The sequence below is a fragment of the Pseudomonas sp. JL2 genome, assembly GCF_031570495.1.
Taxonomy (GTDB): domain Bacteria; phylum Pseudomonadota; class Gammaproteobacteria; order Pseudomonadales; family Pseudomonadaceae; genus Aquipseudomonas; species Aquipseudomonas rhizophila.
In genome coordinates this window covers 95,181-116,054 of record NZ_JAKUDH010000012.1, presented here as the reverse complement: position 1 = coordinate 116,054, position 20,874 = coordinate 95,181, and the positions used below count along the sequence as shown (strand labels likewise).

The window sequence follows — 20,874 nt, the reverse complement described above, 5'->3', positions numbered from 1 at the left end:
AAAAATTATGATCGTAATATGTGCGTTCTCGAATATCTCGGTCAAGGGCCAGGGTCGAGAATTTGCGAGAAGGTGCTCAAACATAAATTTCACAAGAGTCGTTATAAGGTAACGATATGTAACAGAGTCGCGTCGGGGTGGTATGCAAATCGATCTTGATGTCGAGGGGGCAGAGGTAGCCCAGTTGCCGCGGTTCCAGCAGGCGCTCTTTCAGGGGCGTCGCTTGAGGCGGATCGCCTTCGGGTTGGGTGGCGTAGCGAGCCTGGGTCTGGTGGTGGCGTTTTTCATCGGGTTGTTCTCGCCGCAGTCGATGTGGCCGCCGCTGCTGGTCAGTCAAAGTGCCGGAGTATGGGTGCTGGTGGCGGGTCTGCAATCGGCCTGGTGGATCACCCAGTGGCGGGGCATGGCGCTGATGCCGGTTATGGATATCCCGGTTTCTGAAACCCCGCCAGTGGATGACCATGGCTGGTATGAGCGCCTGCTGGATCGAATCAGTGTCCGTTGGATCGCCCTGCTCAAGCACATCGGCGGCCCCACATTGTGGCTGCTCGGTTGGGCACTCCTGGTGCTGTTCAGTCTGGAGCAAACCTGGAACCTGGAATTACCTGCGACCGAGCTCGGCGTGTCGGCCAGTGTGGGAGCGATGCTCTCTTTGCTGCTGGCGTTCGGGTTGTTGGTGTTGGAGCGTCAGTGGGTCCAGCAATCCCCTCAGCAATGGCCGGAGGCCCAGGCGCTGGCTCAGCTGACCCGGGTGGCGATTGTCGTACTGGTGCTGGGCGCCTTGTGCGTGCTGTTCGCCGCACAAGCGTCCATCTGGCCGGTGCGCCTGGCCGTGCTGATGGGGGTGCTGCCGGCTCTGGTGGCGGCGGAATTGTTACTGCGCGCATTGCTGTCGTTGTGCAGCCCGCGCCGGGATTCCCTGGAGCCATCATTGCTGGGCCGAAGCGTCGTCGCCGACCTGTTGCGCTGGCCACCACGGCCGTTGTCGGCGCTGCAACATGAGCTGCACAGCCATTTCGGGATCGACTTGCGTCAGATCTGGGCGTTCAGCTACATGCGTCGCGCCTTTTTGCCGGTGCTGGCGCTAGTGTCCTTGGTGGGGTGGCTGCTGACCGGCGTGCATGAGGTTGCGTTGCAAGGGCGGGGCATCTACGAGCGTTTTGGTAAACCGGTGGAAGTATTCGGCCCTGGCCTGCAAGTCGGCTTGCCGTGGCCGTTGGGCAGGGTGTTGAACGTCGAGAACGGCGTCGTGCATGAACTGGCCACCAGCGTCGGCGGCAACCGGATGGTTACCGAGGCTGATTCAGCGGAAGGACCGGCACCCGCGGCTGCCAATCGATTGTGGGACGCCAGTCATGTGAACGAAAAATCCCAAGTCATTGCCAGCCGCCGAGCCGACCAGCAGAGCTTCCAGATCGTCAATATGGACGTACGTTTCATTTATCGCATCGGCCTTACCGACGCGGCGGCACTGGCGGCCACCTACAACAGTGCCGATGTGCCCGCGCTGATCGGCAGCACCGCCAGCCGCGTTCTGGTGCATGAGTTCGCCTCGCGGACGCTCGATGGTTTGCTGGGTGTCGATCGGGTCAGTCTGGCGGATGAAATCGGCCGTGCAGTACAGGCTGACTTGCAGAGGCTCGACAGCGGTGTGGAAATTCTGGCAACGGTGGTCGAAGCGATTCATCCGCCGGCCGGCGCCGCCAATGCCTATCACGGCGTGCAAGCGGCGCAGATTGGCGCCCAGGCCCTGATCGCCCGGGAGCGTGGTGCCGCAGCGCAGCAGACTAACCAGGCGCAGTTGCAAGCCAGCATCGTCCATGACCAGGCTCAAGCCACCGCCCGAGAAATCAATGCGACCGCCCAAGCCGCCGACTTGCGCTTCAACGCCGAACGCCAAGCCTACGCAACGGCTGGCCATGCTTTTGTGCTGGAGCAATATCTCAGCCAGCTAAGCCAGGGACTTGGCAATGCAAAGCTGCTGATTCTCGATCATCGCCTGGGGGCTGGGAGCAACGCACCCACCCTCGATTTGCGTACGTTCACGCTGCCGGCGGATCCCGCGTCGCCGCCTAACCCGGTCCAGCCAGGAGCTGCCCATTGAGCCAGTCTTCTTCACATGATCACCATGATCATCCCGGTCACGCTCATGCCGGCCACCACCATCACCATGGGCATCATCACCATCATGACGATCCACATGTGGCCGGCCCGTTTCCTTGGGGCCGGATGGGCTGGGCGGCGCTGCTGGTGGCGTTTGCTATCGCTGCCGCCAGCCTGGTGCAAGTGCGCTCGGGAGAGGCGACGGTCATTACCCGTTTCGGCAATCCGGCGCGGGTGCTGCTGCAACCGGGTTTGAACTGGCGCTGGCCGGCACCGTTCGAAGCGGCGATCCCGGTGGACCTGCGATTACGCACCACCTCCAGCGGGCTGCAGGACGTGGGTACCCGCGACGGATTGCGGATCATTGTTCAGGCCTACGTCGCGTGGCAGGTGCAGGGTGACCCGCAAAACGTTCAGCGCTTTATGCGTGCGGTGCAGAATCAACCGGATGAAGCTGCACGGCAGATTCGCACGTTCGTTGGTTCAGCCTTGGAAACCACCGCCGCCAGTTTTGATTTGGCCAGCCTGGTCAACACCGATGCCAGCCAAGTGCGCATCGCCGATTTCGAAGCTCAGTTGCGGCAGCAGATTGATCAACAATTGCTCAGCACCTACGGCGTTCGGGTGCTGCAAGTTGGCATCGAGCGCTTGACCTTACCGTCGGTGACGCTGGCTGCGACGGTGGACCGCATGCGCGCTGAGCGTGAAACCATTGCTACTGAGCGCACCGCCATTGGCAAGCGTGAAGCGGCGCAGATTCGTTCTGCCGCAGAGCGTGATGCGAGGATTCTTCAGGCCGATGCAAAGGTGAAAGCGGCTGAGATCGAGGCGCAGTCCCGTGTTGAAGCTGCCGGGATCTATAGCAAGGCATACGCCGGGTCCCCCCAGCTCTACAACCTTCTGCGCTCTCTGGACACCTTGGGAACAATTGTTTCCCCGGGTACGAAACTGATTTTGCGCACCGACGCCGCACCGTTTCGCGCCTTGGTAGAGGGCCCACCATCCGTGGAACGTTTAGGTGGAACACGGCCATGAGTTTGGTTCCACGTGGAACAAATGCGTCCAGTCCGTGGATTCAGGCCGGACGGCTAGCCTTTCTGGCGCTCTATGCCGTCACGGTTTTAGCCGCGCTGGCCTGGGCATTTTCAAATGTGCGACAGATTGATCCGCAGAGTCGTGCAGTGATCCTGCGTTTCGGCGCCCTGGATCGAGTCCAGAATGCCGGCCTTTTACTTGCTTGGCCTCGTCCGGTGGAACACGTGATCTTGCTGCCGGCGGCGGATCGGGTCCTGGAGCGGCGGGTTGAAAACCTGCTGCGTTCGGATGCGGCTTTGCAGGCTGACCGCGTCGCCAGTTTTGCCTCACCGGTCAGCGATGCGCTGGCCGGTTCTGGCTATCTATTGACCGGTGACGCGGGAGTGGTGCAGTTGGATGTGCGGGTGTTCTACAAAGTCAGCGAGCCCTATGCCTTCGTTGTACAGGGCGAGCATGTGTTGCCGGCGCTGGACCGGTTGGTCACCCGCAGCGCCATAAGCCTTACTGCAGCACGGGACCTGGATACGATTCTCGTGGCTCGTCCCGAATTGATCGGCCGCGATAACCAGGCGGCCGAACGTCGTGAACGCTTGCGCAGTGATCTGCTCCAGGGCATCAATCGACGCTTGGCCGATCTTGCCGCGACAGGGCAGGGGCTAGGGATTGAGGTGGTGCGCGTCGATGTGCAATCGAGCCTTCCGGGCCCTGCGGTGAGTGCGTTCAATGCGGTACTGACCGCTAGCCAGCAGGCAGACCAAGCCGTGGCGAACGCCCGCACCGAAGCCGAGAAACTGACCCAGACCGCCCGCGAGGACGCCGACCGTGCCCTTCAGATTGCCCATGCTCAGGCCAGTGAACGGCTCGCCAAAGCCTCGGCTGACACTGCTACGGTCCTCAGCCTGGCGAAGACTCAGGAGAGCGATCCTCAGATGTTGCTACGTCTTTATCGTGAACGTATCCCCGGGATTCTTCGCCAGGCCGGTTCAGTGACAACGGTCGATCCGCAAGACGATTCCCGCCTGATCATTCAGGGAGCTGAGCAATGAACGCCGAGACCCTCACCGCGCCCATGTTGTCTTCCAGCGAACAGCGTACGGTTGCGCGGCAACTGACGCTGGCGATGATTGCCCTCGGTCTGCTCGCGTTGGGTCTGGTATGGCGCGGGTGGGCGCCGGAGCAGAACGCTGTCAGCCAACTACTGTGGGGGGCGGCCTCCGTGTTGGTGGCTGGACCGGTGATGCGTTCGGCCTGGTACAGCCTGCGATATCCGAGCCTGCATGGCGTCACCGATCAACTGATTGCCCTGGCCATGCTCGGCGCTTGGGCGACGGGGGATTTGCTGACGGCTGCGCTGTTGCCGATCATCATGACCTTCGGTCACGTGCTGGAGGAGCGCAGCGTCCTCGGTTCCCAGGAAGCCATCGATGCCCTCGCCCAACTGACCCGAAGCCAGGGGCGCAAGGTTCAGGCCGACGGCTCGATAATCGAAGTCGACAACGCCACGCTCCAACCCGGCGATGTGGTGGAGGTGCGTGCCGGTGATCGGGTGCCGGTGGATGGTCGGGTCCTGTCTGGCCAGGCCAGTCTCGACACCGCGCCCATTACGGGTGAATCGGTGCCGTTGGAGGCGCTGGTGGGCACTGAGGTCTTTGGGGGCGCGATCAACCTCGATGGCCTGCTACGCCTGGAAGTGACTCGCACGGGGGATGAGTCGACGCTGGGCAGAGTCATTGCCCTGATGCAAAACGCCGAGCGCTCCAAACCGCCCATCACACGGTTGCTTGAACGGTACGCCGCCAGCTATCTGGTGCTGGTGTTGCTGTTGGCGGCGGTGACCTGGTTCGTTACAAACGACGCCCAGGCGATGCTGGCGGTGTTGGTGGCAGCGTGTCCTTGCGCACTGGTCCTGTCAGCTCCGGCGACGGCGGTTGCCGGCATCGCAGTCGCGGCGCGTCATGGAATCCTGATCCGTAGTGCGGCCTTCCTGGAGGAACTGGCGGACCTGACCTCGCTGGTCGTCGACAAAACGGGCACGCTTACCCACGGCATCCTTCGCCTGCAATCCATCGACAGCGTCCGCGAGCATGAATCCTTTCTGCTGCCATTGGCCGCCAGCCTCGGTTCGGCCAGTAGCCATCCGGTCAGTCGTGCGTTGGCTGGGTTGGTGGCGCCGGAAAAATATCTGCCGCTGACCGAAATCCACGAACACCAAGGGTTGGGTGTGGTGGCGACGACCGACCAAGGTGAGGCGGCTCTTGGTCGGGCTGAGTTGTTCGCCCGGTTGGGGATCGAGACTTCGCCGATCCCTGACCATGACGGACCTATTGCCGGCCTGGCCTTGGGTGGAACGTTCATCGCCTGGCTGTTGTTGGCCGACAGCACCAAGCCGGAAGCGCGCCAGGCCATGGCTGAGTTGCGGGCGCTGGGCCTGGGGCGCCAGTTGTTGCTGACCGGGGACCGCCAGAGCGTAGCCAACAGACTGGCGCGTGAAATCGGTATTGGCGAAGTGCAGGCTCACGCTTTGCCTGAAGACAAACTTAAACGGGTCATGGCCGAGATCGACCACGGCTTGCGACCCATGGTGGTGGGGGATGGCATCAATGATTCCCTGGCGCTCAAGGCCGGAGTAGTGGGCATAGCGATGGGGGCGGGTGGCTCGGACATCGCGCTTGCGTCGGCGGACATTGTATTGATCGGCAGTGACCTGCGCCGCCTCGGCACCTGCGTGCGCCTGAGTCGTCGATGCAGGCGCACGTTGCAGGTCAACGTGATCATCGGGTTGGGCTGGACGCTGGCGATCATCGCTTTCGCCGCATTCGGTTGGCTTGGCGCGGCTGGGGCGATGATCGCGGCATTGCTGCATAACGTGAGCACGTTGCTGGTCTTGGGTAATGCCGGGCGTCTTTTGCGGTTTCAGGAACCGTTGTTGAAAATCGAGACCCTCGACCAAAGGGGAATTTCGGCGAACTGTAGGCCATACTCATAGTCAGCTACGCAGAGGGTGTACCCCTTCAGGGAGTTACTGGTTAGAACAGTAGATGTGGAAGGCGATAGAAAAAGGCTATAAATTCGATAGCCTGCTATTTTTCTAGGATGGTCTACCCTCATTTCAGTCGTCTGAAACAAGGGGGATATCTCATGCTCGCGCAACTTCCACCGGCCTTACAGAATCTGCATTTACCGCTTCGGCTGCGGCTCTGGGACGGCCATGAGTTTACGTTGGGTGCCGACCCCAGCGTCACGATCGTGGTCAAGGACCCACAAATGGTCGCGCAATTCACCCACCCCAGTCTGAACGCGCTGGGTGCGGCGTTTGTAGAAGGCAAGCTGGAACTCGAAGGTTCGATCAACGAAGTCATTCGCGTCTGTGATGAACTGAGTCAGGCGCTGATGGAAGACGATGGCGCGAATCAACCCGTGCGTTCAGTTCATGACAAGGAAACCGACGCCAAAGCGATTTCCTATCATTACGACCTTTCCAACGCGTTTTATCAGCTGTGGCTCGACAGCGACATGGCTTATTCCTGTGCCTATTTCGAGACCGGTAGCGAAACCCTCGAACAAGCCCAGCAAGCCAAATTTCGCCATCTGTGTCGCAAACTGCGTCTGCAACCCGGTGATTATCTGCTGGATGTGGGGTGCGGATGGGGTGGTTTGGCCCGTTACGCTGCCCGGGAATTCGGCGCCAGGGTCTTCGGCATTACCCTCAGCCAGGCGCAACTGACCCTCGCTCGGGAACGGGTCAAGGCGCAGGGGTTGGAGGATCAAGTGGAGTTGCAGTTGCTCGACTATCGGGACTTGCCCCAGGACGGTCGCTTCGACAAGGTGGTCAGCGTCGGCATGTTCGAGCATGTCGGTCATGCCAATCTCCAGCAGTACTGCAAAACGCTTTTCGGCGCGGTTCGCGAGGGTGGCTTGGTGATGAATCATGGCATCACCGCCAAGCACACTGACGGTCGCCCGGTCGGACGTGGCGCGGGCGAGTTCATTGAGAAGTATGTGTTCCCCAATGGCGAGCTGCCGCACCTGTCGATGATTTCCGCCCAGATCAGCGAAGCGGGGTTGGAGATTGTCGATGTGGAAAGCCTGCGCATGCATTACGCCCGCACGCTCGATCATTGGAGTGAGCGGCTGGAAGACAACCTTGAGGCCGCCGCCAAAGAAGTGCCGGAGCAAGCGCTGCGGATCTGGCGGCTTTATCTGGCCGGATGCGCCTACGCATTCGCCAAGGGGTGGATCAACCTGCACCAGATCCTGGCGGTGAAGACGCACGCCGATGGCAGCCATGAATTGCCCTGGACTCGCGACGACATCTATACCCCTTGATCAGATGTGTGCCACTTAGAGTATCGGGGAAATAAGCCGGGCGATCCGCATGCCGATCTTCTGCAGGCGGTGGGTCTCCCGGCTTTCCTGTTTGTCTATTTCCAGCGCTTGGGCGAAGTCGTCCTCGAGCATCTGCTCGACCTGAGTGGCGAACGAAATATCCACGGTCAGTAGCATCACCTCGAAGTTGAGCCGGAACGAACGATTGTCCAGGTTGGCGCTGCCGATGGCGCTGATTTCCCGGTCAATCAGCACGACTTTCTGGTGCAGGAAGCCCGGCTCATAACGAAACACCCGCACGCCGGCCCGTACGGCTTCGAACGCGTACAGGCTCGACGCCGCGTAAACGACCTTATGGTCCGGGCGGGAGGGCAGCAAGATGCGCACGTCTACCCCGCGCAATACCGCCAGGCGCAACGCAGCGAATACCGCTTCATCAGGAATGAAGTACGGCGTGGTGATCCAGACACGTTCGCTGGCCGCATGGATCGCTTCGACAAAAAACAGTGAACAGGTTTCGTACGCGTCGGCCGGGCCGCTGGCCAGTAACTGGCAGAGCACGCCATCATCCGGGTACGCGTCCGGCAGGATGAGCGGCGGCAATGAGCGGGCCGCCCAGAACCAGTCTTCAGCAAACGACTCTTGCATGCTCGCCACGACGGGCCCGCGTACTTCCACATGGGTATCGCGCCATGGCGCCAAGGGCGGCTTTTCACCCATGTACTCATCGCCCACGTTATGGCCGCCAACGAAACCCAAGACGCCGTCCACCGCGACGATTTTGAGATGGTTGCGAAAATTGACCTGGAATCGGTTGAGCCAGCCGCTACGGGTGGCGAAGGCTTTGACATGGACCCCGCCATCACGCAAAGCCTGGACGTAGCGGTGGGGCAGGGAATGGCTGCCAATGCGGTCATACAGCAGATACACCGCAACACCTTCGGCGGCTTTCTTCAGGAGCAGCGCTTTTAGACGTTGACCGAGACGGTCGTCGTGGATGATGAAAAACTGAATCAGCACGGCTTCCCGGGCCCTCTCAATGGCCTCGAAAATCGCCTCGAATGTGGCGAAGCCATTGATGAGCAAGCGCACCTGGTTGTTCGCCAGGCACGGCGTGCGGCCCAGCTTGGGCATCGCCCGTAACGAGGCGTAGGCCTCAGAGGCGCGGGCGGCGAGGGCTTCTTCGACCCATGGCCGCCAGTTCAGCTCGGAAACCGCTTTGCGCATTTCTTCGTTGGCTTGCCGGCGCGCCTTGATATAGCCGTCGAACGTGCTCCGGCCGAAAACCAGATAGGGAATCAATGTCAGGTAGGGGATAAATACCAACGACAGGGCCCAGGCGATGGAACCCTGAGCGGTGCGCACCGTAAGCACCGCGTGAACGGCGGCGATGGAACCCAGAGTGTGAAGCAGTGCGATCAGGTAACCGAAAACATGCGGGCCGAAGTAATCCATGGGGCAGCCTTGCTCCTGAAGTTTCAATGCTTAACAGACCATGTTCCACGACGGATGTCGCTAATTAATTCACTCCTGCCGAGCCTGAACCGAAGCCTGTGGGAGACGTCTAACGGCCACCTGTCCTCTGGAGTGCTTGTGATGAAAGTTTGTCTGCTGGGTTTGGCCCTGACGGTTGGTTTGTCGGTTTCTGTGGCGGCTCAGGCGCAGATGCTTCAACCAGGGTTGTGGGAACTGACTACAAGCAATATGAAGGTCGACAACCAGAATCTGCCGGACCTGCAACTGATTCTTGGCCAACTGCAAAACCAGATAACCCCGGAGCAACGGGCGATGCTGGAAAAGCAGGGCATCACCATGGGTGGCAAGGGTATTCGCGTATGCCTCACCCCGGAGCAGGTCCAGACCAATGACATTCCGCTGCAAGACCCGCAATCGGGGTGCAAGCAGCAGATCACCGAGCGCACCGGCAATCAGTGGAAGTTTCGTTTCAGTTGTCCGAAAGCCCAAGGCAATGGGGTCGCGACATTCCAGAGTGATCGGGAATTCACTACGGCGGTGAACGGCACATTCAATGCCACCGGCATCCAGCAGAACGGCAGCCTGGACACTCGCGCCGTGTGGCTGGGGCAGGATTGCGGGACGGTCAAGCCGAGGGCTTGAATCCAGCTCTGGCGTACATGAGCTGGTTGATCTGTGGCAGCAAGGCTCGTGCGCGTCGCGAGCAAGCTTTGCTCCCACGAAAGTTCGTTCAAGGACGCTTGCAAATCATGGCCGGCGCAACGCGTCGTACAACGTATTCAGGTTGTACTCGAACAGCCCGATGAAGGTACTGGCCGGTCCGCTGGCCGCCAGCGCATCGGAGTAAAGCGTGCCGCCGATGTGCGCACCGCTTTCAGCCGCTATCTGCTTGAGCAGGCGCGCGTCCTTGATGTTCTCCATGAACACGGCTTTTACTTTCGCTTTGCGTATCTGGGTAATCAGCGCCGCGACATCGGCGGCCGAGGGCTCCCGTTCAGTGGACAGGCCCTGGGGCGCGATAAATTCGATGCCATAGGCCTGTCCCAGATAGCCGAAGGCATCGTGGGACGTCACGATCCTGCGATTGCCCGGTGGCAAGGCACCAAGCTTGGCCTTGGCATCAGCGAGAAGCGCGTAGATCTTTTTCAGATACGCCTGGCTGTTACGTTCGTAGTCGGCCTTGTGGGCCGGGTCGGCGGTTTCCAGCGCCTTGGCGATGTTCCTGACGTACAGCTCGGCGTTTGCCAGGTTATGCCAGGCATGCGGGTCGGGGACGGTCTCGCCCTCTTCATCCAGCGAACGAGGAATAACGCCGCGACTGGCGCTGATCACCGGTGCGCTGGTTTCGGTGCTGGTGACCAGGCGATCCAGCCACGGTTCAAAACCCAGACCATTCTTGATGATCAGTTTGGCGCTGAGCAACGCCTTGGCGTCGTCTGGGGTGGGTTCGTAAGTGTGAGCATCCGCGTCCGGCCCCACCAGGTTGGTGATCTGGATATGCTCGCCGCCGACCTCTTGGGTCATGTCGGCAAGGATGCTGAAGCTGGTCACCACTTGGAGCTTTTCGGCGGCAGACGTGGAGAAGGACACCATCAGACTGAACAGCACGAGCAGAACGCGCATCGGGAAACACCTCATTGGGATGTGAGTAAAGGCGGGCGACGCAGCAAACCGTGCACCGGACCGAACACTACGGACAGCAGATACAACGCGCCCGCCACCAGCACGATGGCCGGCCCGCTGGGTAGCGAGAAGTGGAATGACAACAGCAGTCCGAGCCACACCGACACACATCCAAACAGCGCCGCGACTCCCATCAGAACCGGCAAACGACGGCTCCAGAATCGTGAAGCGGCAGCCGGCAACATCATCAAACCGACCACCATCAGTGCGCCGATGGCCTGGAAGCCGATGACCAGGTTCAGCACGACCAAGGTCAGAAATACGCCATGGGCCAGAGGGCCCAGCCGGCTGACGGTTTGCAGGAAAAGAGGGTCCAGGGTGTCGAGCAACAGCGGTCGGTAAATCAGCGCCATGGCGAGCAGGCTGCCCCCCGAAACCCAGAGCATGCCGGTAAGTGTCGGGCCATCTACCGCCAGCGCGGAGCCGAACAACAGGTGCAGCAAGTCCAGGCGTTTGCCGGCCATACCAAGAATCAACACACCGGCGGCCAGGGAAATGGGATAGATCGCCGCAAGGCTGGCGTCTTCCCGCAGACCGGTGCGACGGGTAATCCAGGCTGCCAGCCCGGCCATGCTCAAGCCTGCACCGAGTCCGCCCAGCGTCAGGGCTGGCAGGCTCAGCCCGGCGAACCAGAAACCCAGTGCGGCTCCGGGCAAGATGCCATGAGCGACGGCGTCGCCTATCAGGCTCATGCGTCGCAGAATCAAAAACACCCCAAGCGGTGCCGTGCTGCACGCCAATACTAGGCCGCCCAGCAGCGCCCGGCGCATGAAGACAAATTCCTGAAAGGGTTGCCAGAGGTGGGTGGCCGCGAGCATCAGGCCACCTGCGTGAGGGGTTGTTGGGTAATCAAATCGACACTGCGGCCCAGCGTGCAACCAGCCTGGCTGACCAATAGTGTATGAGGAATATGTTGGCGCACCGCAGCGAGATCATGACAAACCACCACCAGGGTGCGGCCTTCGGCATGCCAGCCGTGAAGGTGTTTCCACAGTAGCGCCTGGCCTTGTTCGTCGAGGGCGGCGTGGGGTTCGTCGAGCAACAACAGGGGCGCTTCGGCCAGACTCAAACGGGCGAGAAGGGCGCGTTGCAGCTCGCCTCCCGACAACGCCATCAACGAGCGATGCTCCAGGCCATCCAACGCCCAGTCTTGCAGTACGGCTTTCAAGCGATGGCGGCGCATCGCTGGCGTGTGTCTGCTCCCCCAGGATCCCGCCGCCACCAACTCTTGCAAGCTGATTGGAAATTGCCGATCCAGATGTTGCTGTTGCGCCAGAAACGAGACGCTGCCGCGACGTGGAACATCCAGCACGACTTTGCCGGATAGGGGTTTTTGCAGGCCCGCCAGCACTTTCAGCAGGCTGCTTTTGCCCGCACCGTTGGCTCCGACGATGGCCGTCAGGCTTCCCGCCGGCCGCTCTATGTTCAACGGGGGTGTGAGGGGGCGGCCCGGGGCGCCCCAGCGCAATGACTGGCAACGAATCACAGTGCCTCCCTGACCCAACGGCTTTGTGCCACAGCGTCATGGGCATGCAAACTTTCGGCGTGCACCACTCGCACATCGAGGCTGGCGATATCGGGGGATCGCCTCAAAGCCATGCTCAGCCGCCGCGCGGCGTCTTCACAGAACATTAGGTTTTGACCATTGGCGAGGGCGAAGGCTTGTTCGTCTGCCCGTTTCACGGCGGTTTGTACGGCCGTGCCGAGGGCTGCTTCGGCTTCGTTGATGAGCGACAGCAGCGGCAATTCGTCGACGTCGCTGTTCAGTCTCAGCTTCACCGTGGCCGTGCTGCGTTGACTGTGAGGCGTGGCGAGGATGCCTTTTGATGAGCCTAGCCAGGCCAGGACTCCGGCGTGCTCGAGCGCTTTATTGGCAAAGTCGTCTACAAATTGCTGCTGGATTAACTGACGAGCGAGCGCGGCCGAGCAAGGGCAGGTGGACGAGTAGGCAATCTGAATGGTCAGTTCCACGTGGAACACATCATTTTTCAGGTGGGCCTCGATGCTGACCGGATAGCGCTTCCAGCCAGCCAGTGGGCTGACTAGCGCAGGGCGCTTGAACAGTAGGTCGGTACAAATGCTCAGCGAGGCGGCGTCGGACAGACCGGCGTGACTGTCGAGGAATTGCTGGAGGATTCGGCGTAACAGCATGGGAGACAGCGCTGCGCTTTCGAGCAGCTCCAGCGCCAGGTACAAGCGTGACATATGGATGCCTCGGGCTTCACCGTCGTCAAGGCTGACACCGGCATCAGCGATCGCGTTAAGACGCTGACCGTCGATCAATACGGGTACCGCGATGCCGCACATGCCTACCCAGTCAAGGGCCAAGGCCTGGCGCGAAGCCTGCGCGGCAACGTCCGGCAGAGTGAACGCATTCATATTCAAGGTCCGTCATAGGTACACAACAAACGTTATACTATAACAGTGTGTTCGACGAGCACTAGTTCATGAACGCAGTTTCATTTTGCTGGGTGTGAGGGCTTTTCGTACCGTTCCACGTGAAACATCAGCGTGGTGCGTCCTGGCAACCGCTTATGCGTCCGCATAAAAATTTCCCAGTGCTTCCACCCGAGCTCGAGAAACGGTTGAGTGTCGTCCAACCTACGCGCCGGCTGTATCCCACCCAGGTCTCTCCGTCAGAAGCTATTCCGGTAAAGAACGTCAGCTGGCCATAGCGGCTAGTGGTTTGTGCCCAATAGCGGCGGCCATTTACTTCAAATCCACGGAGATACAGGGTGTTTCCGGCCGTCATGACGCTGTAGGCATTACCTTGCCCATCGACACAGGCCAGTAAATTCGCGCTGCGAGTGCAGTTTGCCAACATAGGGCTCTGGGCTGAAGCATCTAGCGCCAATAGCAGCATCGGGCTTGCGAATACGAATTTCAGAAAACTGCGCATGTTTTTTACTTCAGACCGGTGGAGCCGAGAGGCTGGTTAAATGTTGTTGTTATACTATAACATTAAAAAGGCTTAGACCTTGAACCGAACCCAAGCCTGAAGAAAAGAGCCGCGACATGCATTCAACCGCATCAGCGCGGCCCGCCCGATGAGGATATACCTGGTGCCCAATCGTCTCCCTGTAACCGTGCTGTCCGGATTTCTCGGCGCCGGTAAAAGCACACTGCTCAATTACGTCCTGCGCAATCGCGACAACCTGCGCGTCGCGGTGATCGTCAACGATATGAGCGAGATCAACATCGATGGCAGCGAAGTCCAGCGAGATGTCACCCTAAGCCGGTCTGAAGAGAAACTGGTGGAGATGAGTAACGGCTGCATTTGCTGCACGTTGCGTGAAGACCTGCTGGAAGAAGTCGGCCAGCTCGCCAGGGAAGGCCGTTTCGACTATCTGCTGATCGAGTCCACGGGGATTTCCGAACCCTTGCCGGTGGCGGAAACCTTTACTTTTCGTGATGAACAAGGCCGCAGCCTGGCGGATGTGGCACGGCTGGACACGATGGTAACGGTGGTCGATGGGGTCAATTTCCTGCTGGATTTCCAGGCGGCCGAAAGCCTCGCTTCACGCGGCGAAACCCTGGGGGAGGAGGATGAGCGTTCCATTACTGATCTGTTGATTGAGCAGATCGAGTTCGCCGATGTGATTCTGATCAGCAAAATCGACCTGATTGGCCGTCACGAACGGGAGGAGTTGATCGCGATTCTGGAACGGCTCAACGCCCAGGCGCAGATCATTCCCATGGTTATGGGCCAAGTACCGCTGGAAAAGATCCTCGACACAGGCCTTTTCGACTTCGAGCGCGCGGCTCAAGCACCGGGCTGGCTGCAGGAGCTGCGCGGTGAGCACGTGCCCGAAACAGAAGAATACGGCATCGCTTCGGCAGCTTACCGGGCGCGCAGGCCGTTTCATCCCCAGCGTTTTTTCAGTTTTATCGACCGTCCGTGGACCAATGGCAAGCTCCTGCGCTCCAAGGGCTTCTTCTGGCTGGCCAGCAAACATGAGGAAGCGGGCAGTTGGTCCCAGGCCGGCGGCTTGATGCGACATGGATTCGCCGGGCGCTGGTGGCGGTTCGTGCCGAAAAGCCAATGGCCGCAAGATGAGGAAAGCAGCGCAGCCATCCTGAAAAACTGGCTTCCCACCACCGGTGATTGCCGGCAGGAGCTGGTATTCATCGGCCAGAATATCGACTTCACGCAACTGACCGCCGAGCTGGATGCTTGTCTGCTCAGTGACGCGGAAATGGCCCTGGGTGTCGACAGTTGGCGTTTGCTGCCAGATCCGTTCGGCCCTTGGCATGACGAGGCGGCAGCGTGATGCTGGCGCCCAATCCGAAGCGGGAAGTGCCGGTACGCCAGGTTCAGGGCGATACCCCGCGGATCCTGACGCAAATTCTGGACGACGATACCAACCTGGCGGTCTGGCAACGTCAACTGCCGGCGCACATCAGTGATTTTGCGGCAATGGTGCTTTCCATGGATCAGCCTCTGGCCGAATCGCGGGTGCTCGACCTGCCGCACGAGGACGCGCAACCGGCACTGGACGGTCTCGCCGCAGGCTTTGGCGATCTGCATGGCTATGAAGGCTTCATCACCGATGTCTCCTGGCTGGTCAGTGCGTTTGCCTGCCTGCTGGGCGCCAAACGTGTCGGCCTGCGCCTGCGAACGCTGGACAAGGCCATGTGCCCGCGTTTTCACGTCGACCATGTGCCGGTACGGCTGATCACCACGTACGCTGGCGTGGGCAGCCAGTGGCTAAAGGAAGGTGTGATGGATCGTCGATGTCTGGGGCAACCTGACGCTGAGCCGGGTGACCCGCATGCGGTTCAGCAGTTTGCCTGTGGCGATGTGGCGCTGCTCAAAGGCGAGAAGTGGCATGGAAATGAGGGCATGGGCCTGATCCATCGTTCGCCGCAGCTGACGCCGGGTGAGCGGCGATTGATCCTGACTCTGGACTGGCTCGCTTAAGGTTTGAGCCAGTTGCCCTGACTTTGTCCTTCACAGAACGGCTGCAAATAGGCCGCATCGCTGGCTACGCCGTAATAGTGAATATCCTGGCGGTAGGGCATATTGGCGACCTGGGCATTGCTGCAGATGCCAAACGCGCCGCCAGGGCATTGATCGACGTACTGTACCTCGACTTTTTGTCCGGCAAGGTTTGGCTGGCAGAAGCCGTCGGCGAACAGTTTCTGCGGAATATTGCGGTTCTGCTGGCAGACTTTTACATCGAGCCGTTCTGCCTGGCTATGCACGACACAAGCCTGGGCCAGCGCCTGGTTCGACGTCAGCGCCAATAACAAACAGCCGATCAACCGCATGTTCACCTCCCTCGAAAGCCGCCGATTATGTTGCAGAATATTCCCACCCACGTCATCGCAGGCCCTTTGGGGGCTGGCAAGACCAGCCTGATCAAGCAATTGCTGGCGCAGCGCCCGGCGAATGAGCGCTGGGCGCTCCTGATCAACGAGTTTGGTCAAATCGGTCTGGACGCGGCGTTGCTGACCCAGACTGCCGATGGTATCGCACTGGGCGAAGTGGCCGGGGGCTGTTTGTGTTGCGTCAACGGCGCGCCATTTCAGATCGGCCTCGCTCGTTTACTGCGCAAGGCGCGCCCGGATCGACTGTTTATCGAGCCGTCCGGCCTGGGCCATCCGGCGCAGTTGATGCGGCAACTGAACGAAACGCCATGGCTCGGCGTGCTGGCGGTTCAGCCTTGCGTGTTGGTGCTCGATGCCCGAGCGATGGCGGATGGCACGCCGTTGCCCGACGCCCAACGGCAAACTCTGGCCGATGCAGGGTTGGTGGTGCTGAACAAATCCGAGCACTTGAGCGAAACCGAACGCCTGGGCATCACCGCGCAACTGCCGGAGATTGCCCTGTACTGGACCCGACAGGCAGCCTTGCCGATCGATCGACTGCCAGGTCTTGCGGCTCGCGGAAGCGGGATTGTGGCTAACGTGAGTCTGCCCAGGGAGGTGGGACAGATGCCGGCCGTCTGGACCGACCCGACATCGCCCATCTGCCTGTATCAGCAACAGGAAGGCGGCTGGAGTATTGGCTGGCGCTGGCATCCGAGTCAGCGACTGGACACGGCGACGTTGACGCGCTGGCTGCAAGGCTGGGGCTGGAAGCGGGCGAAGATGGTTATCCACAGCGCCGATGGCTGGGTTTCAGCCAATGCGCTGGAGGGCGCGACGCTGCGGTGGCAGGCCAGCGAGTGGCGCCAGGACTCACGAATCGAATTGATTTTTGATGAGCCTCAAGACGTGGCAGCGCTGCAAGCCGGCCTGGCTAACTGTCGGTGCCCGTGAGTCAGCCTTGCTTCAAGGCTTCCACTTGTTGTGTTCCTGGCGCCACTGACTCAACTCGATGACTTCGGCCCTGGGCCTGGTCTGGACCGGTTCGATCGGTGTCGGCGCTGACTCTTCGAACGGCATTGGGTAAGGCGCCAGCTCGATTTGCGCGCTGTGGGCCCCGAACTGGGTAATGGTGCCCGAATGGCGCGATTCACCCGTGACGGTGAATTCGAAGTTATAGATACGGGCCAGGCGCCGGCGTCCGCTGGCGTCTTTGACGAACCCAATCTTTTTCAGCGCCACGTTGCCGTCCAGCAGCTCGATCTTGAGGTTGGCGCAATGTTGCATGACCCTCGCCAACGCTCGTTCGCGCAAACCATGGTTGTGCCACAGCCAGGCGCCGGCGGTAGCCAACAGCATCAGCACGAAAATATTTCCAAGGGTCAGCATGAACGAAGTGCTCCTACAAGTTGCTGTCAGCTTAACTGTGTCCCCGGTCTGTCGTACAGGTTGCGTTTAGTCGCATACTGCGCGGCTTGAATTTCATTCGTTTTACGGAAACATCCCGCATGAAACGTACCCCTCATCTGCTTGCCATCCAGTCCCACGTGGTCTTCGGTCACGCCGGTAACAGCGCTTCAGTCTTTCCGATGCAACGGGTGGGGGTGAACGTGTGGCCGCTCAACACCGTACAATTTTCCAATCACACTCAGTACGGACAGTGGACCGGCGACGTGCTTGCCTCTGAGCAGATACCGGCATTGGTAGAGGGGATCGCCGCAATCGGCGAGCTGGGCAATTGTGACGCGGTGTTGTCCGGTTACCTGGGCAGCGCCGCCCAAGGGCAGGCGATTCTGGCGGGCGTGGCGCGAATCAAGGCGTGCAATCCCAAGGCAATTTATTTGTGTGATCCGGTCATGGGGCATCCGGAGAAGGGTTGCATCGTGGCGCCCGAGGTGAGCGATTTTCTCCTGGAGGAAGCGGCTGGTGTGGCGGACATCATGTGCCCGAACCAGCTGGAGCTGGACAGTTTTTCGGGACGCAAGGCGCAGTCGCTGCTGGACTGCCTGGCCATGGCTCGCGCGCTCCTGACCCGCGGACCCAAAGCGATACTCGTCAAACACCTGGCCTATCCGGGCAAGCCGGAGGACAGCTTCGAAATGTTGTTGGTAACCGCCGACAGTAGCTGGCACCTGCGTCGTCCATTACTCGCATTCCCTCGTCAGCCGGTGGGGGTGGGAGACCTGACCTCGGGGCTGTTCCTGGCGCGAGTGGTGCTGGGAGACAGCCTGGTGGCGGCGCTCGAATTCACTGCCGCAGCCGTACATGAAGTACTGCTGGAAACCCAGGCGTGTGCCAGTTACGAGTTGGAACTGGTACGCGCCCAGGACCGGATCACCCATCCGAGGGTAAGGTTCGAAGCTGTACCGATCAGCCTCTGATCAACGCGAATCCCTGTGGGCGCGAGCCGGGCGGATCTGTTAAGGGCCGTCGGCTTTGATTTCCTGATAGCGCCTCTCCAGCTCCTGGCGAATTTGCCGACGCTGCTGGGCTTGTTCGTAACGGCGTTTTTCTTCGCTGTTCTGCGGTTGCAATGGCGGGACGGCGGCGGGTTTGCGCTGGTCGTCCACCGCAACCATGGTGAAGAAGCAGCTGTTGGTGTGGCGCACCGAGCGTTCACGAATGTTTTCCGTCACGACTTTGATGCCCACTTCCATTGACGTGTTACCGGTGTAGTTCACCGACGCCAGAAACGTCACCAGCTCGCCGACATGAATCGGCTCGCGGAAAATCACCTGGTCAACCGACAGCGTCACTACATAGCGCCCGGCGTAGCGGCTGGCGCAGGCGTAGGCGACTTCGTCGAGGTACTTGAGCAGGGTGCCGCCATGCACATTGCCAGAGAAGTTGGCCATATCGGGGGTCATCAGCACCGTCATCGACAGCTGGGCGTTTCCGGGTTCCATAACGTACTCACGGTTCAAGGCAGCAATTTCGGGAGTGCACCTCTGCGGGTGCTGGAAGGTTTTCAAACTACCAGTATCGGGACGCTGCGCCTGTGGCAGCCGTCACGCTCCGGTGGATCTGTTTCCATATATTGCACTGTCTTTTTGTCGGAAGTCGCGGTGGTACCCTTCAAAAGCCCCTTGCGAGGGTATTTCCTACAAAGGAAACGGACTCGTCCAGCTCTGTGATGAGTCATTTGAACAGGGAGCCCCACCATGCATGCCATCAGTTTTATTCAAGACCTGGCGATCATCATGATGGCAGCGGGGCTGGTCACGGTACTCTTTCATCGTTTCAAACAACCCGTGGTGCTGGGTTACATCGTTGCAGGCTTCATCATCGGCCCGCATACGCCGCCTTTCGGTTTTATCCATGACGAAGAGACGATCAAGACCCTGGCCGAGTTGGGGGTCATCTTCCTCATGTTTTATCTGGGCCTGGAGTTCAGCCTGCGCAAGTTGTTCAAGGTGGGCGCCACGGCGTTCATCGCGGCGTTTCTCGAAATTGTGTTGATGATCTGGATCGGCTACGAAATCGGGCGCTGGTTCGACTGGAACACCATGGACTCGTTGTTCCTCGGGGCGATCCTGGCCATCTCCTCGACCACCATCATCGTCAAGGCTCTCAATGATCTGAAGATGAAGAACGAGCGCTTTGCGCAACTGATCTTCGGGGTCCTGATCGTCGAAGACATCCTGGGCATCGGCATTATCGCCTTGCTGTCGAGCATCGCTGTCAGCGGGACGGTCAGCTCCGGCGAAGTGTTCTCCACGGTCGGCAAATTGTCGTTATTCATGATTGTCGCCCTGGTGATCGGCATATTGCTGGTGCCCAGGCTGCTGGCTTACGTGGCGAAGTTCGACAGCGACGAGATGTTGCTGATCACCGTGCTGGGCCTGTGTTTCGGCTTTTGCCTGCTGGTGGTAAAGCTGGAATACAGCATGGTGCTGGGAGCGTTTCTGATCGGCGCGATCATGGCCGAGTCGCGGCAGTTGCTGAAAATCGAACGGTTGGTGGAGCCGGTACGCGACTTGTTCAGCGCAATCTTCTTCGTCGCCATCGGCCTGATGCTCGATCCGGTCATATTGCTCCAATACGCTTGGCCGATTGCCGTGATTACCGCCGCGGTGGTGCTGGGCAAGATGCTCTCTTGCGGCCTCGGTGCTTTTATTGCCGGCAACGACGGGAGGACCTCGCTGCGAGTCGGGATGGGCCTTTCGCAGATCGGCGAATTTTCCTTCATCATCGCATCGCTGGGGATGACCTTGCAGGTCACCAGCGATTTCCTTTATCCGGTAGCGGTCGCGGTTTCGGTACTGACCACTCTGCTGACCCCGTACCTGATCCGGGCCGCCGACCCTTTATCGGTCAGGCTGGCTGCCGTTATGCCACAACGGCTGTCGAGGGTACTGGGAATGTATGGCGAGTGGCTTCGCAGCATTCAACCCCAAGGGGAGGGGGCGCTGGTGGCCGCCATGATCCGGCGGATTTTGCTGCAGGTGGGCATCAATCTGGCGCTGGTCATCGCGATTTTTATCGCCGGTGGCTACTTTGCCGAACAGATGTCGGCCTACCTGCAAGCCTGGATCAGCGACCCGAGTTGGCACAAAGCACTGATCTGGGGCGGGGCGTTGTTGTTGTCGCTGCCGTTTTTGATTGCCGCGTATCGCAAGCTCAAGGCGTTGTCGATGCTGCTGGCGGAAATGGGCGTGAAGCCGGAGATGGCCGGCCGTCACACCCAGCGCGTGCGTCGAGTGATCGCAGAAGTGATCCCGATCCTCTCGCTGCTGATGATTTTCCTGCTCTTGGCAGCCTTGTCGGCCAGTATTCTGCCGACCAACAAGTTGCTGGTACTGATCGCGGTGGTGGCCACGGTCGTGGCGGCATTGCTCTGGCGCTGGTTCGTCCGCCTGCATACGCGGATGCAGGTGGCCTTGCTGGAGACCCTGGACAATCACAAGGAATCGTCCGGGCATTGACCGGCGGCGGACGTGC

General features: G+C 60.1%; 20 protein-coding genes. 11 read left to right on the top strand and 9 right to left on the bottom strand.

Annotated features, from left to right (window positions below; all coding sequences use genetic code 11):
• Positions 1-142 precede the first annotated feature (142 nt).
• The 5 genes from hflK (MKS85_RS16805) (at position 143) to cfaB (ending at position 7,464) form a co-directional block, all read left to right on the top strand.
• Complete coding sequence (gene hflK, locus MKS85_RS16805) at positions 143-2,104, top strand: protease modulator HflK (protein ID WP_188251898.1); 1,962 nt, start codon at positions 143-145, stop codon at positions 2,102-2,104.
• Positions 2,101-3,138, top strand: a complete 1,038-nt coding sequence (locus MKS85_RS16800; protein WP_310663033.1) for a protease modulator HflC — start codon at positions 2,101-2,103, stop codon at positions 3,136-3,138. The genes hflK (MKS85_RS16805) and MKS85_RS16800 overlap by 4 nt, the downstream gene beginning before the upstream one ends.
• On the top strand, positions 3,135-4,184 hold the full coding sequence (gene hflK / locus MKS85_RS16795; protein WP_188251896.1) for a protease modulator HflK: 1,050 nt from the start codon (positions 3,135-3,137) through the stop codon (positions 4,182-4,184). The genes MKS85_RS16800 and hflK (MKS85_RS16795) overlap by 4 nt, the downstream gene beginning before the upstream one ends.
• Complete coding sequence (locus tag MKS85_RS16790) at positions 4,181-6,124, top strand: cation-translocating P-type ATPase (protein WP_188251895.1); 1,944 nt, start codon at positions 4,181-4,183, stop codon at positions 6,122-6,124. Before hflK (MKS85_RS16795) ends, MKS85_RS16790 begins: the two co-directional genes overlap by 4 nt.
• A 152-nt stretch (positions 6,125-6,276) precedes the next feature.
• Positions 6,277-7,464, top strand: a complete 1,188-nt coding sequence (cfaB, locus tag MKS85_RS16785; RefSeq protein ID WP_047226679.1) for a C17 cyclopropane fatty acid synthase CfaB — start codon at positions 6,277-6,279, stop codon at positions 7,462-7,464.
• Positions 7,465-7,479: 15 nt separating this feature from the next.
• Here cfaB and cls read toward each other — a convergent pair whose 3' ends face one another.
• Positions 7,480-8,919, bottom strand: a complete 1,440-nt coding sequence (gene cls / locus MKS85_RS16780; RefSeq protein WP_310663032.1) for a cardiolipin synthase — start codon at positions 8,917-8,919, stop codon at positions 7,480-7,482.
• Positions 8,920-9,060: 141 nt separating this feature from the next.
• Here cls and MKS85_RS16775 point away from each other — a divergent pair, with 141 nt between their 5' ends.
• The gene (locus tag MKS85_RS16775; protein WP_139048682.1) at positions 9,061-9,582 is read left to right on the top strand and encodes a DUF3617 domain-containing protein; all 522 of its coding nucleotides are present in this window, start codon (positions 9,061-9,063) and stop codon (positions 9,580-9,582) included.
• A gap of 105 nt (positions 9,583-9,687) precedes the next feature.
• On the opposite strand, the gene MKS85_RS16770 is transcribed toward MKS85_RS16775, so the two are convergent.
• The 5 genes from MKS85_RS16770 to MKS85_RS16750 form a co-directional block, all read right to left on the bottom strand.
• On the bottom strand, positions 9,688-10,563 hold the full coding sequence (locus MKS85_RS16770) for a metal ABC transporter substrate-binding protein (protein WP_188251893.1): 876 nt from the start codon (positions 10,561-10,563) through the stop codon (positions 9,688-9,690).
• Positions 10,564-10,574: 11 nt separating this feature from the next.
• Entirely contained in the window at positions 10,575-11,441 is an 867-nt protein-coding gene (locus MKS85_RS16765) for a metal ABC transporter permease (protein ID WP_188251892.1), read from the bottom strand.
• The gene (locus tag MKS85_RS16760) at positions 11,441-12,109 is read right to left on the bottom strand and encodes a metal ABC transporter ATP-binding protein (RefSeq protein WP_188251891.1); all 669 of its coding nucleotides are present in this window, start codon (positions 12,107-12,109) and stop codon (positions 11,441-11,443) included. Before MKS85_RS16760 ends, MKS85_RS16765 begins: the two co-directional genes overlap by 1 nt.
• Entirely contained in the window at positions 12,106-13,002 is an 897-nt protein-coding gene (gene folE2, locus MKS85_RS16755) for a GTP cyclohydrolase FolE2 (RefSeq protein ID WP_076383191.1), read from the bottom strand. Before folE2 ends, MKS85_RS16760 begins: the two co-directional genes overlap by 4 nt.
• A 127-nt stretch (positions 13,003-13,129) precedes the next feature.
• A complete protein-coding gene (locus MKS85_RS16750; RefSeq protein WP_076383192.1) occupies positions 13,130-13,522 on the bottom strand; it encodes a glutamine synthetase in 393 nt (130 codons plus the stop codon).
• A 163-nt stretch (positions 13,523-13,685) separates the two neighbouring features.
• On the opposite strand from MKS85_RS16750, the gene zigA reads away from it, so the two are divergent.
• Together zigA and MKS85_RS16740 are read left to right on the top strand one after the other, a co-directional pair.
• Positions 13,686-14,894 carry a zinc metallochaperone GTPase ZigA gene (zigA, locus tag MKS85_RS16745; RefSeq protein WP_188251890.1) on the top strand — a complete coding sequence of 403 codons (1,209 nt, stop codon included), beginning with the start codon at positions 13,686-13,688 and terminating at the stop codon, positions 14,892-14,894.
• A complete protein-coding gene (locus tag MKS85_RS16740) occupies positions 14,894-15,544 on the top strand; it encodes a DUF1826 domain-containing protein (protein ID WP_188251889.1) in 651 nt (216 codons plus the stop codon). Before zigA ends, MKS85_RS16740 begins: the two co-directional genes overlap by 1 nt.
• On the opposite strand, the gene MKS85_RS16735 is transcribed toward MKS85_RS16740, so the two are convergent.
• Complete coding sequence (locus MKS85_RS16735) at positions 15,541-15,894, bottom strand: NADH:ubiquinone oxidoreductase (protein ID WP_188251888.1); 354 nt, start codon at positions 15,892-15,894, stop codon at positions 15,541-15,543. The genes MKS85_RS16740 and MKS85_RS16735 overlap by 4 nt on opposite strands.
• A 27-nt stretch (positions 15,895-15,921) precedes the next feature.
• On the opposite strand from MKS85_RS16735, the gene MKS85_RS16730 reads away from it, so the two are divergent.
• Positions 15,922-16,887, top strand: a complete 966-nt coding sequence (locus MKS85_RS16730) for a GTP-binding protein (protein WP_188251887.1) — start codon at positions 15,922-15,924, stop codon at positions 16,885-16,887.
• 12 nt (positions 16,888-16,899) lie between these two features.
• On the opposite strand, the gene MKS85_RS16725 is transcribed toward MKS85_RS16730, so the two are convergent.
• Positions 16,900-17,322: a DUF3301 domain-containing protein gene (locus MKS85_RS16725; RefSeq protein ID WP_047226690.1), complete on the bottom strand. Its 423-nt coding sequence runs from the start codon at positions 17,320-17,322 to the stop codon at positions 16,900-16,902.
• Positions 17,323-17,441: 119 nt separating this feature from the next.
• Between MKS85_RS16725 and pdxY the strand changes: the two genes are divergently transcribed.
• On the top strand, positions 17,442-18,314 hold the full coding sequence (pdxY, locus tag MKS85_RS16720) for a pyridoxal kinase PdxY (RefSeq protein WP_139048674.1): 873 nt from the start codon (positions 17,442-17,444) through the stop codon (positions 18,312-18,314).
• A gap of 39 nt (positions 18,315-18,353) precedes the next feature.
• On the opposite strand, the gene MKS85_RS16715 is transcribed toward pdxY, so the two are convergent.
• Positions 18,354-18,839: an acyl-CoA thioesterase gene (locus MKS85_RS16715; protein ID WP_047226692.1), complete on the bottom strand. Its 486-nt coding sequence runs from the start codon at positions 18,837-18,839 to the stop codon at positions 18,354-18,356.
• Between the two features lie 255 nt (positions 18,840-19,094).
• Between MKS85_RS16715 and MKS85_RS16710 the strand changes: the two genes are divergently transcribed.
• Positions 19,095-20,858: a cation:proton antiporter gene (locus MKS85_RS16710; RefSeq protein WP_139048673.1), complete on the top strand. Its 1,764-nt coding sequence runs from the start codon at positions 19,095-19,097 to the stop codon at positions 20,856-20,858.
• Positions 20,859-20,874 lie beyond the last annotated feature (16 nt).